8 protein-coding genes are annotated in these 12,523 nt (G+C 46.5%); 7 read left to right on the forward strand and 1 reads right to left on the reverse strand.

Features of this window, described 5'->3' with window-relative positions:
- Positions 1-95: 95 nt before the first annotated feature.
- Positions 96-3,977, forward strand: coding sequence for a DNA-directed RNA polymerase subunit beta (gene rpoB / locus I6E26_RS04345; protein ID WP_235320632.1), 3,882 nt, complete (start codon positions 96-98; stop codon positions 3,975-3,977).
- Positions 3,978-3,998: 21 nt separating this feature from the next.
- A complete protein-coding gene (gene rpoC, locus I6E26_RS04350) occupies positions 3,999-8,093 on the forward strand; it encodes a DNA-directed RNA polymerase subunit beta' (RefSeq protein WP_235320633.1) in 4,095 nt (1,364 codons plus the stop codon).
- 190 nt (positions 8,094-8,283) lie between these two features.
- Here the strand turns inward: rpoC and I6E26_RS04355 are convergent, their stop codons facing one another.
- Positions 8,284-8,829, reverse strand: a complete 546-nt coding sequence (locus tag I6E26_RS04355; RefSeq protein ID WP_235320635.1) for an NADH peroxidase — start codon at positions 8,827-8,829, stop codon at positions 8,284-8,286.
- Between the two features lie 374 nt (positions 8,830-9,203).
- Here I6E26_RS04355 and I6E26_RS04360 point away from each other — a divergent pair, with 374 nt between their 5' ends.
- The 5 genes from I6E26_RS04360 to tsaD all read left to right on the forward strand — a co-directional run bounded on the left by I6E26_RS04360 (position 9,204) and on the right by tsaD (position 12,515).
- Complete coding sequence (locus tag I6E26_RS04360; protein WP_235320636.1) at positions 9,204-9,704, forward strand: hypothetical protein; 501 nt, start codon at positions 9,204-9,206, stop codon at positions 9,702-9,704.
- A gap of 104 nt (positions 9,705-9,808) precedes the next feature.
- Entirely contained in the window at positions 9,809-10,282 is a 474-nt protein-coding gene (gene tsaE / locus I6E26_RS04365) for a tRNA (adenosine(37)-N6)-threonylcarbamoyltransferase complex ATPase subunit type 1 TsaE (protein ID WP_235320637.1), read from the forward strand.
- Positions 10,270-11,010: a tRNA (adenosine(37)-N6)-threonylcarbamoyltransferase complex dimerization subunit type 1 TsaB gene (tsaB, locus tag I6E26_RS04370; RefSeq protein ID WP_235320639.1), complete on the forward strand. Its 741-nt coding sequence runs from the start codon at positions 10,270-10,272 to the stop codon at positions 11,008-11,010. Before tsaE ends, tsaB begins: the two co-directional genes overlap by 13 nt.
- Positions 11,011-11,012: 2 nt before the next feature.
- Positions 11,013-11,468 carry a ribosomal protein S18-alanine N-acetyltransferase gene (gene rimI, locus I6E26_RS04375; RefSeq protein ID WP_235320641.1) on the forward strand — a complete coding sequence of 152 codons (456 nt, stop codon included), beginning with the start codon at positions 11,013-11,015 and terminating at the stop codon, positions 11,466-11,468.
- A 27-nt stretch (positions 11,469-11,495) separates the two neighbouring features.
- Complete coding sequence (tsaD, locus tag I6E26_RS04380; RefSeq protein ID WP_235320643.1) at positions 11,496-12,515, forward strand: tRNA (adenosine(37)-N6)-threonylcarbamoyltransferase complex transferase subunit TsaD; 1,020 nt, start codon at positions 11,496-11,498, stop codon at positions 12,513-12,515.
- Positions 12,516-12,523 lie beyond the last annotated feature (8 nt).

Here is a 12,523-nt window from a genome sequence, read left to right on the forward strand (position 1 = left end):
GTTTTAGCCCATGAAGGGGTGTTGTGATTCCATTCTATTTTCATGTACGGATTTTTGTTGTTTTCAGTATTTTTTGCTAAGGAGTGAAGTTTTTAATGTTTCATCCTGTGCCCGTGGGCAAACGAACCAGGTATAGCTATGCAAAGATTAAAGAAGTCATGGAGATGCCACATTTGCTGGACATTCAGAGAAAGTCCTATGAGTGGTTTATCGGTGACTGGGAAAATAACACCAAGGGCGAGGGCCTTATGGAGATTTTCCAGGATATTTCTCCAATCTCAGATTTTCAGGGCAAGGTAAGCCTTTCCCTGCTGGACTATGAGCTGGGAGAGCCTAAGTATAGCCTTGATGAAAGCAAGGAAAGAGATGCTACTTATGCAGCTCCATTGCGTGTCAAGGTTCGCCTTTTGGACAGAACCACTGGTATCTTCCAGGATTCTGAGGTATTCATGGGGGATTTCCCTCTGATGACTGCTTCTGGTACCTTTATTATTAATGGTGCTGAGCGTGTTATTGTCAGCCAGCTTGTACGTTCTCCAGGCGCTTATTATGGCGTTACTGTAGACCAGTCTGGTAAGTCCCTCTTCAACTCCACTGTGATTCCAAACCGTGGTGCCTGGATTGAGCTGGAAACCGATGCTAATGATGTAATTTCTGTTCGTATCGACCGTACCCGTAAGCTGCCTGTAACTGTATTCCTCCGTGCTTTGAACTATATCAATCAGCAGGAGAAGCTGCGTCTGGCTGAGCTGGCTGCTTCCGACGGCACTGTACCAACTATGCAGGGCCGTAATGATGACCACCTCAATGTAGGCACTACCAATCTGGTATTTGGCAGCAATGAGGAAATTTTGGCACTCTTCGATAACGATGATGCTATTAGATCCACTTTGGAGCGCGATAATACCGCTACTGGTGCTGACGCTTTGGAGGAGATTTATCGTCGTATTCGTCCTGGTGAGCCTTTCAACGTAGATAATGCTCATCAGATGCTCCGCAGCCTGTTCTTTGATGCTAAGCGTTATGATTTGGCAACTGTAGGTCGTTACAAGCTGACCAAGAAGCTGGGCTGGAAGCGTCGTATTCAGGGCCAGATTCTGGCAGAGCCTCTGCTGGATAAGGAAACTGGTGAGATTCTGGTTCCTGCTGATACCCTGATTGATGCAGATATGCTGGAAAATATTACCACTGAGCAGGAGCAGGCAATCTTTGGTGAGGGCAATGCCATCGTTCTTCATGTTAAGAGCAATGATGAGGGTGGTTCTCTCCAGATGATTTGTTCCCCAACCTTGGAATATCGTCAGCGTACCATTGCTATTAACGATATTCTTGCTTCCATCAGCTATCTGCTGAATTTGATGCACGGTGTAGGCAAGACTGATGATATTGACCATTTGGGCAACCGTCGTGTTCGCTCTGTAGGCGAGCTGCTGCAGAACCAGTTCCGCATTGGCCTTTCCCGTATGGAGCGGGTAGTCAAGGAGCGCATGTCCATGCAGGAGGATGTAACCAATCCTTCTACCTTGATTAATATTCGTCCTGTTGTGGCAGCTATCAAGGAATTCTTTGGTTCCTCCCAGCTGTCCCAGTTCATGGATCAGCATAACCCACTGGCTGAGCTGACTCATAAGCGGCGTCTGTCTGCCCTTGGCCCTGGCGGTTTGTCCCGTGAGCGTGCAGGCTTCGAGGTTCGAGATGTACACAACTCTCATTACGGCCGTATGTGTCCTATCGAGACACCAGAAGGTCCTAACATCGGTTTGATTGGTTCCTTGTCCAACTATGCAAGAATCAACCGCTTTGGCTTTATGGAGACTCCTTATCGCCGGGTGGATAAGGAAAACAAGCGGGTTACTGATGATGTAAGATATTTGACTGCTGATGAAGAGGACAGCCTGATTATTGCTCAGGCCAACGAGCCTCTTGATGATCATGATTGGTTCGAGAATGAGCGTGTAGTTGCTCGTATTCACGAGGAGACCACTGAGGTTCGCCGTGAAAAGGTTGACTACATGGACGTATCACCAAAGCAGGTTGTATCCATTGCAACAGCTATGATTCCATTCCTGGAAAACGATGATGCTAACCGTGCGCTGATGGGTGCAAACATGCAGCGTCAGGCTGTACCGTTGCTCCGTACTCAGGCTCCTTTGGTTGGTACTGGTATGGAGTACAAGGCTGCCTGTGACTCCGGTGTTATGATTCTGGCTAAGCATGCCGGTGTGGTTGAAACTGTAACTGCTGATAATATTGTAGTTCGTACTGCTGATGGCAAGCGTGATGAATACAAGCTGCAGAAGTTCCTTCGTTCCAACCAGGGTACCTGCATTAACCAGCTGCCTATCGTATTTAAGGGTGACGAGGTAGAAGCAAATCAGCCAATCGCTGACGGTCCTTCTACTGACCACGGCGAGCTGGCTTTGGGCTATAACATTATCGTAGCCTACATGCCTTGGGAAGGTTACAACTACGAGGATGCTATTCTTCTTAGTGAAAACCTGATTAAGCGTGATATTTATACCTCCATTCATATTGAGGAATATGATTGTGAGGCTCGTGATACCAAGCTTGGACCAGAGGAAATTACCCGTGATATTCCAAATGTTTCCGACGAAAGCCTGAAGGATTTGGATGAATATGGTATTATTCGCAAGGGTGCCGATGTGCGTACTGGTGATATTCTGGTAGGCAAGGTTACACCAAAGGGTGAGACTGAGCTGTCTGCTGAGGAGCGCCTCCTGCGGGCTATCTTTGGTGAGAAGGCTCGTGAGGTTCGTGATACTTCTTTGAAGGTTCCTCATGGTGAGGCTGGTAAGGTTGTAGATGTTAAGATTTACAGCCGTGAGAATAATGATGAGCTGAACCCTGGTGTAAATAAGATGATTCGTGTCTACATTGCCCAGAAGCGTAAGATTTCTGTTGGTGATAAGATGTCCGGTCGTCATGGTAACAAGGGTGTAGTTTCCCGCATTATGCGTGAAGAGGATATGCCGTTCCTGCCAGACGGTACTCCAGTGGATATTGTATTGAACCCATTGGGCGTGCCTTCTCGTATGAACATTGGTCAGATTCTGGAGACTCATCTGGGTATGGCTATCCGCAATCTGGGCACTCAGATTAAGGAAGGAGATCCTACCGTTGAAAGACGTCTCCGGGCTATTGGCTATGACTTTGATCAGTATGGTATGCCAAAGCCAGATGTGGCAGGTATTCATATTGCTACTCCTGTATTTGATGGTGCTCGTGAGAACGATGTATTTGATACTATTCGTGCTTCTGGCATGGACCCAACCGCCAAGACTGTCCTCTATGATGGACGTACCGGTGAGCCATTTAAGAATAAAGTAACTGTAGGCTGCGTATACATGCTGAAGCTGCATCATTTGGTTGATGATAAGATTCATGCCCGTTCCGTAGGTCCATACTCTCTGGTTACTCAGCAGCCACTGGGTGGTAAAGCTCAGTTCGGCGGCCAGCGTTTCGGTGAGATGGAGGTTTGGGCACTGGAGGCATATGGTGCTGCTTACACTCTGCAGGAGATTCTGACTGTTAAGTCCGATGATGTTGTAGGCCGTGTTAAGACCTATGAGGCTATTGTTAAGGGCGAGAATATCCCTGAGCCTGGTGTACCAGAGTCCTTCAAGGTTCTGATCAAGGAATTGCAGTCCATCGGCCTTGATATTAAGGTACAGGATGAGAATGCCAACGAGATTATGGTTCAGGATGATGATGATGATGACATCAGCATCAAGGACGTAGTTCGTGAGGCAGATATGGCTTCTGTAGATGATAGCGGCAGAGCTAATGAAAGCGATGAATATGCTAGCGATTATGACGAGCCATCTCAGTCCGATGAAGATGATGACAGCTTTGATGGTGATATTATTGCTGATATTGGCGGCGATGATGTTGAACCAGCAGATGATGACGAGGACATGGATATGTTCCTGTCCGATGATGATAATACTGAAGAATAATGGAAGGGAAGTGACACCTCCTTGTTGGATGTAAATAACTTTGATTCAATGCGCATAGGCCTGGCCTCTCCTGACAAGATTCGTGAGTGGTCTCATGGCGAGGTACTGAAACCAGAGACTATTAACTATCGTACTTTGAAGCCAGAGAAGGACGGTCTTTTCTGCGAGAAAATTTTTGGACCAACTCGTGATTGGGAATGTCATTGCGGTAAGTACAAGCGTATCCGTCATAAGGGTACTATCTGCGATCGCTGTGGTGTTGAGGTCACTCGCTCCAAGGTACGCCGTGAGCGTATGGGCCATATTGAGTTGGCAGCTCCTGTATCTCATATTTGGTATTTCAAGGGTATCCCAAGCCGTATGGGCTTGATTCTGGATATTCCACCACGGGCTATGGAGAAGGTTCTCTACTTTGCTTCCTACATTGTTCTGGATCCAAAGGATACTCCTCTTTCCAAGAAGCAGCTTTTGTCTGAGCTGGAGTATCGCAAGGCTCGTGAGGACTACGGTCGTGATTTTGTAGTAGGCATGGGTGCCGAGGCTATCAAGGAGCTTTTGGTTGAGCTGGAGGCAGATTTGCCAGAGGAACAGCAGACTGAGGACATGAAAAATGGTCTGGATGTCCTGCACAAGGAGCTGACTGACGAGTTGAAGCATGTAGCCAGCCAGCAGCGCCGTATTCGTGCTATCCGTCGTCTGGAGGTTGTTGAGGCCTTCAGACGCTCCGGCAACAAGCCATCCTGGATGATTATGGATGTAGTTCCAGTTATTCCTCCAGAGCTGCGCCCAATGGTTCAGCTGGATGGTGGCCGTTTTGCTACCTCTGATCTGAACGATCTGTATCGTCGTGTCATTAACAGAAACAATCGCTTGAAGCGTTTGCTTGAACTTCGTGCTCCAGACATTATTGTCCGCAACGAGAAGCGTATGCTGCAGGAGGCTGTAGATGCTCTGATTGATAATGGTCGTCGTGGCCGTCCTGTAACCGGTCCTGGCAATCGTCCTCTGAAGTCCTTGTCTGACATGCTTAAGGGTAAGCAGGGACGTTTCCGTCAGAACCTGCTGGGTAAGCGTGTTGACTACTCTGGACGTTCCGTTATCGTTGTAGGCCCTGAGCTGAAGCTCCATCAGTGCGGTCTGCCAAAGGAAATGGCTTTGGAGCTCTTCAAGCCATTTGTTATGAAGAAGCTGGTTAGTGAGAAGATTGCTCACAATATCAAGAACGCTAAGCGTATGGTTGAGCGTGCCCAGGAAGAAGTATGGGATGTTCTTGAGGATGTTATTAAGCAGCATCCAGTGCTCCTGAACCGTGCACCTACCCTGCATCGTCTGGGTATTCAGGCCTTTGAGCCAGTCCTCACTGAGGGACGTGCCTTGAAGCTCCATCCATTGGCTTGCTCTGCATACAACGCGGACTTCGATGGTGACCAGATGGCTATCCATCTGCCATTGTCTGCTGAAGCTCAGGCTGAGGCTCGTGTCTTGATGCTGGCAGCTAACCACATTTTGGCACCAAAGGATGGCAGCCCTATTATCGTTCCTTCCCAGGATATGATTTTGGGTGCTTACTACCTGACCAAGCTGCGCAAATCCTCTCCAGAGCATCCAGTTATTGGTGAGGGCAAGATTTTCACCGGTATTGATGAAGCTCTGCTGGCGTATCAGCATCAGGAGCTGGATATTCAGGCTGAGATTCAGGTTAAGATTGTGGAGAAGCAGGAAGATGGTACTACCAAGGATTATGGCTTGGTTACTACCTCTCTGGGCCGCATGATCTTCAACGAGATTCTGCCTCCACAGGTTCGTTCTTACGAGCAGGATAAGGAAACTGGCAAGTGGTCCCTGGGTGTTCTGATGAACAAGAAGCAGCTGGGCAAGCTGGTTGCTAAGTGCTTTGATGAACTGGGAGCCAGCCGTACTGCCGAGGTTATTGATGGCGTAAAGAATCTTGGCTATCACTATGCATGTATTGCAGGTATGACTGTAGCTATTTCCGATATTACTGTTCCTCCTAAGAAGAAGGATATTCTGGAAGCAGCTCAGGCTCAGGTTACCAAGACTGAGCGTCAGTTCTCCCGTGGTTTGATTACTGATGATGAGCGTTATAAGAAGGTCTGCGCCGTATGGAACAAGGCTACTGAGGACGTTGCTGATGAAATGTATGACAACTACGAGATTAATGACCCATTCAATCCAATCTACATGATGGCTGACTCTGGTGCCCGCGGTAATAAGTCTCAGATGCGTCAGCTGGCAGGTATGCGTGGTCTGATGGCGGATCCATCTGGTAAAACCATTGAGATTCCTATTACTGCTAACTTCCGTGAAGGTCTGTCCGTATCCGATTACTTTATTTCTTCCCATGGTGCTAGAAAGGGTTTGGCGGATACTGCACTGCGTACCGCAGACTCTGGTTATTTGACTCGTCGTTTGGTAGATGTTGCTCAGGATGTAATCGTTCGTGAGGATGACTGTGATGTTGTAGGCATTAATCTGGTTCGTGAGCGTGCTAAGCTGGCTGAGACTGCTGCAGATGCAGTTAAGGTTTTGACTGATTCCTTGGCAGGTCGTCTGCTGGCTCAGGATGTTATCAGCCCTGAGACTGGTGAGATTATTCTGGAAACTGGTACTGAGCTTACCGCTGAGGACATGGAGCTGGTAGGAGAGGCTGGTGTATCTGAGCTGGTTCTCCGTGGCCAGTCCGACAACAATGATACCATCGTTGGTAGCTCCTCTGTTACCGAGACTGTACAGCTGGGTGCACCAGAAGAAAATGTTCGTGCATCTATCCGCAAGGCTATGATGGATCAGATGCTGGGCAAGGAAGTTACTGCCGATGTTGTTGACAGCATGGGCAATGAGATTATTCCTGCCGGTGTTAAGCTTACTGAGGAATATATCGAGGCTGTTCTCAACAGTGATGCCAAGGAAGTTCGGGTTCGCAACAACAATGTTCGCGGTATTTCCGTTGAGGAGATTGTTGATGGCAACCGCGTAATCGAGCCTTTGGCAGATCGTATTCTGGGCCGTGTACTGGCTGAGGATATTATTGATCCTGCTACTGGTGAGAAGATTGCTTCCGTTAACGATACTGTGGAAAAGGATCTGGCAGAGAAGATCTGCAAGGTTCGCAAGAGCGTATCTATCCGCAGCGTACTGACCTGTAAGTCTCAGTACGGTGTCTGCATCAAGTGCTATGGTCGTGATTTGGCCAACAATACCGAGGTTAATGTAGGTGAGACTGTTGGTATTATTGCTGCTCAGTCCATCGGTGAGCCTGGTACTCAGCTGACCATGCGTACATTCCATTCCGGCGGTATCGCAGGCGGCGACGATATTACCCAGGGTCTGCCTCGTGTCGAGGAATTGTTCGAGGCTAGAAAGCCTAAGCATAATGCTATTATCTCCGAGGTTGAGGGTACTGTTACCGTCAAGGAGAATGGCAACCTCTTTACTGTATATGTTATGCCTGAATCTGGTGAGGCTCGTGAATATATTATTCCATTCGGCTCTCATCTGGCAGTTAAGGATGGCCAGCACATTCAGACTGGTGGCAAGATTACCGAAGGTTCCATCAATCCACATGATATTCTCCATATCTGCGGCATGAAGGCTACTCAGAGCTACATTGTATATGAAGTTCAGAAGGTATACCAGTCTCAGGGTGTAGGCATTAACGATAAGCATATTGAGGTAATGGTACGTCAGATGCTCCACAAGGTTAAGATTGAGGAAGCTGGCGGTACTGAGTTCCTGCCTGGTGATCAGGTGGATATCAATATCTTCGAGGCAGCTAATACCAAGGCTATCGAAGAGGGCAAGGAGCCAGCAGTGGCTAAGCCAGTTCTGCTGGGTATTACCAAGGCTTCCTTGGCTACTGATTCCTTCCTGTCTGCTGCGTCCTTCCAGGAGACCACTCGTGTTCTCACCGATGCAGCTATCAAGGGCAAGGTTGATCCACTTATCGGCTTGAAGGAAAATGTTATTATCGGTAAGCTGATTCCAGCTGGTACCGGTATGAGCCGCTACCGCAATATCAAGGTAGTATATCAGGGTGAAGAGGATGCTTCTGATAAAGATATTCTGGACAGCCTGGCTAATGCAGAAAATGCGTAAGCAAAAATAATATTATTTCTCTAGGGAAATATTGATTCCTTCGGGATGGCAGCTGCTGTTCCGAAGGAATTTTTTTTGCCTAAAAATAAACTAAGGTATTATCTGCAAAATAAAACAACCTGCTCCGAAATTAATCAGAGCAGGTTGTTAATGGGATATATGTGGGAATATGGGATATTCTTAAAGAAAATTACTTGTTGAAATAACGCTTCAGGAGACCAGCGAAGCCCTTGCAATGACGAGCCTCGTCTTTGCACATCTCATGAACGGTATCGTGGATAGCATCCAGATTCAATTCCTTAGCACGAACAGCCAGCTTCTTCTTGCCTTCGGTTGCACCAAATTCAGCATCTACACGCATGGACAAGTTCTTCTCAGTGCTATCGGTAAGTACCTCGCCTAACAGCTCAGCAAACTTAGCTGCATGCTCAGCTTCCTCAAAAGCGTAACGCTTGAAAGCCTCAGCAACCTCTGGATATCCCTCACGGTCAGCTACACGGCTCATAGCCAAGTACATACCAACCTCGGAGCACTCGCCATTGAAGTTATCACGGAGGCCCTGAACGATTTCTGCATCAACGCCCTGAGCAACACCCAGCTTGTGCTCATCAGCCAGCTGCATCTCACCCTCTACCTCTTTGAACTTATCAGCGCCAACATGGCAGATTGGGCACTCAGCTGGAGGAGTATCTCCCTCATGTACATAACCACAAACGGTGCAAACAAACTTCTTCATAATCTTTTCCTCCTAAATATATAACACACAAATTTACTCATCCATATGAAACAGCTCCTAAACTGTCCCTGACAGTCACAGCCTTTGCTCATGTTGTACTGCCCTTCGGTCTCTCAACCTTATGGCTTTATTATATAGGAAATTCCCTCAAAAGAAAACCACGAAATCCAGCGAAATTTGACGATTATTATTCATTATCTTCTTAATGCTACTTATTTCTCTATATTTTAAAGATTATAAAAAATATCAACGGATAATAATTATCGATAAAATCAAGGGAATTTTGGGAACTATTTTGCTATAATACAGGCAATGTGATAAAATTTTAAGATGACAAAAATACATATTGGATATAGAATAGGTAGATGATTTTTATGCAGAGGGTATGGATAAAGCTGGCTATGTTTTTGGCGGTAGCCTTGGTTTTTCAGAGTATTCGCCTGATTATGCCCATGATTCCTGGGCCGGTGAATATGTTTTTGATAGGCAGTCTTTTGAATACAGTCATGGTGCTGAGTATTTGGTGTACCAATAGCCGGTGGGCTGGTATTATAGGTATAATATTGCCATTGGGGGCCTTTATGCAGGGCCAGCTGCCTGTGGTGTTGATGATTCCCGTGGTAGCTTTGGGCAATGCAGTTTACATTTTGTTGTCAGGAAGATGGCAACAGAGTAGGTTGTTGTATCTAAGCCCTTTTGTCAAAGCCTTAATATTATATGCAGGTACTTTGTCGGTTATTCATATTATAGATTTGCCAGCACCTGTTAGTGGCATGATATTGCTGATGATGAGCTGGCCCCAGATTGTAACAGGTACTATCGGTTTGCTTTTGGCAAAAAGGGTTTTCAAATATTTAGAAAATACAATATTGTGAAAAATAGATTTGCTTTGCTGGGAGATCCAGCACCCATTAATATGTGTGATATAAAGAGAAAGGTGGTAAAACTGCTGTCCTGATTTTGACAGCAGGAATAATTTATGTTTGAATATAAATCAGCCAGTCCTGAGCAAACAGCTTTGCTGGCAAAAAAAATAGCAGATATTATTCAGCCTGGTACCGTAATCTGCCTCAATGGTGATTTAGGTGCTGGCAAAACCCTGTTTGTGCAGAACTTGGCTAAAGCATTGGGGGTGCAGGGGGATGTAACCAGTCCCACCTTTAACCTGATGAATATATATGAAGGAAGAATCAGCATTTTTCACTTTGATTTGTACAGACTAGAGCAGGAGTATGAATTGGAGGAAATCGGCTTTTATGATTATGTTGAGGAACCAGAGGGACTGGTATTGATTGAATGGGCTGAGAAATTTATGGACTGCTTGCCAGAAAATTACATATCCTTGGAAATTCAGAGAACGGAGCAGGAACAGCAGCGAATTCTTCGCTTTGAGCTGGTAGGCCAGGAATTAGAAAATGTATATAAGGAGATGGAAGCGCTTTGCCAATTTTAGCAATAGATACAGCCACTATGGTTTCCAGTGTAGCTGTAGCAGATGAAAAAAAGCTCCTTGGGGAGCTGACAGTACAGACTAGATTAACTCATTCGGAAACATTGCTGCCTCATATTCAACAGGTTCTAAAAATGGCTGGTGTAGGAAAAAATCAGCTGAAAGCAGTAGCCGTAAGTTTGGGGCCAGGCTCCTTTACAGGTTTGCGTATTGGCTTGGGGGCTGCCAAGGCTATTGCCTATGGCCTAAATATTCCTATTATTGGAGTGCCTACTACAGAAGCGTTGGCTTGGCATTATCCTGTGCCCGGTATAGTAACAATTCCTTTCATAGATGCTCAGAAGGGAAATGTATATAGTGGAATTTATGCTTGGCAGGAGAGCAAAATAGTTGAGCTGTCTCCAGTGCAGGTATATACCCTGGATGAAGCTCTGGAGCTGTGTGGTCAGCAGGACACAACTGTAATGGCTGTAGGGGATATGGTGCAGAAAAAGCTGGCCAATAGACAGGATTTACCTGCTAATTTTCAGATACCACCTCAGCATATGGTTATGCCTAGAGCTGCCAATGTGGCTATGGCGGGGCTAAGCAGATTGGCTCAGGCTAAGGTGGATTCTGTGATGAATCTGGAGCCTATTTACATCCGTCGTTCTGAGGCGGAGGTTTTGTGGGAAAAGCGTCAGGCAGCCCTAAAGGAAGCCACTGGAACCAGTGATGAGGCTGAGAAATAAGGATGGCAAATATTGAATTTTACCGCATGGTTCAGGAGGATGCTGATGGCGTAGCCAGAGTGGAGGCGGCTTGTATGCCTGTGCCCTGGTCCAGACAGTCCTTTTGGGAGGAGGCCTCCCACACTGATGCCTACTATCTTATAGCCAGAGATGTGGACAGAGATAATCTGATTGTAGCCTATGCAGGTTGCTGGGTACTGGCAAATGAGGGCCATATTACCAATGTGGCTGTAGATCCTGATTATCAGGGACAGGGACTGGGGCGAAGGCTGATGAATGAGCTAACCAGTCGGGTAAAGGCTCTGGGGGTGGACTCTATGACCTTGGAGGTTCGTCCTTCCAATACGGTGGCTATCAATCTCTATACCAGCCTGGGCTTTCGCAGTGTAGGCCAGCGGCCCAAATATTATACAAATCCTGTAGAGGCCGCGGAGATTATGTGGAATACCAAGCTTTGAAGCGTAATATAGATAAATGGAGAAATTATGGACGAGAAAATTACTCTTGCAATAGAATCAAGCTGTGATGAAACCTCTGCCGCTATTCTGCGAGGAGGGCGGCAGGTTTTGTCCAATATTATATCAACTCAGATACCTATACATCAGAAATTTGGTGGTGTTGTGCCGGAGATTGCCTCCCGCAAGCATATTGTTAATATTATGCCTGTCATTGATGAGGCTTTGGCCAAGGCTGGCGTGGAGCTTGCTGATATTGACCAGATAGCTGTTACTTATGGCCCTGGCTTGGTAGGTGCTCTGCTGGTAGGAGTATCTGCTGCCAAGGCTTTGGCCTTTACACTAGATGTGCCTTTGATTGGGGTAAATCATCTGGAGGGGCATATCTTTGCCAATTTTATCAGCCATCAGGATTTGAAACCACCATTTATGGCCTTGGTGGTATCTGGGGGACATACCTCCTTGGTGCATGTAAAGGATTATAATTCCTTTAGCCTAATGGGACAGACCAGAGACGATGCAGCAGGGGAAGCCTTTGATAAGGTAGCCAGAGTTATGGGATTGCCATATCCAGGAGGCCCTCAGATTGATAAATTAGCCCAGGAGGGAAATCCTAATGCTATTGATTTCCCTAAGGCCTTGCAGGAAAAGGGCAATTATGAATTTAGCTTTAGCGGTCTGAAATCTGCTGTGCTGAATTATCTTAACAGCATGAAATGCAAAAAAATAGAAATAGATAAGGCAGATGTGGCTGCTTCTTTCCAGAATACTGTGATTGAGGTGCTGATTGCCAAGGCTCTTAGTGCTGTTAAGGAAGTAGGATGTAATACTTTGGTATTGGCTGGGGGGGTAGCGGCCAACAGCTCTTTGGAAAGCAGATTACGGGCTGCTACGGAGAAGGCTGGTATTAGATTCTGCTATCCAGATAAAATTCTTTGCACGGACAATGCTGCTATGATTGGTTGTCGAGGCTATTATCAATCCTTGGCTAGCAATTTTGCCGATTTATATCTCAACGCAGTTCCAGGGCTGGAATTGCAGGATTTGTAAAGGACAGG

Origin of the sequence: Anaerovibrio lipolyticus, from assembly GCF_021531495.1 — a bacterium.
Taxonomy (GTDB): Bacteria; Bacillota; Negativicutes; order Selenomonadales; family Selenomonadaceae; genus Anaerovibrio.

Bases quoted from the DNA above. Each gene is read 5' to 3' on its own strand.
- rimI (WP_235320641.1), top strand. From the start codon at position 11,013: ATGGCAAATATTGAATTTTACCGCATGGTTCAGGAGGATGCTGATGGC.
- rpoB (WP_235320632.1), top strand. From the start codon at position 96: ATGTTTCATCCTGTGCCCGTGGGCAAACGAACCAGGTATAGCTATGCA.
- I6E26_RS04360 (WP_235320636.1), top strand. From the start codon at position 9,204: ATGCAGAGGGTATGGATAAAGCTGGCTATGTTTTTGGCGGTAGCCTTG.
- tsaD (WP_235320643.1), top strand. From the start codon at position 11,496: ATGGACGAGAAAATTACTCTTGCAATAGAATCAAGCTGTGATGAAACC.
- tsaE (WP_235320637.1), top strand. From the start codon at position 9,809: ATGTTTGAATATAAATCAGCCAGTCCTGAGCAAACAGCTTTGCTGGCA.
- I6E26_RS04355 (WP_235320635.1), bottom strand. From the start codon at position 8,829: ATGAAGAAGTTTGTTTGCACCGTTTGTGGTTATGTACATGAGGGAGAT.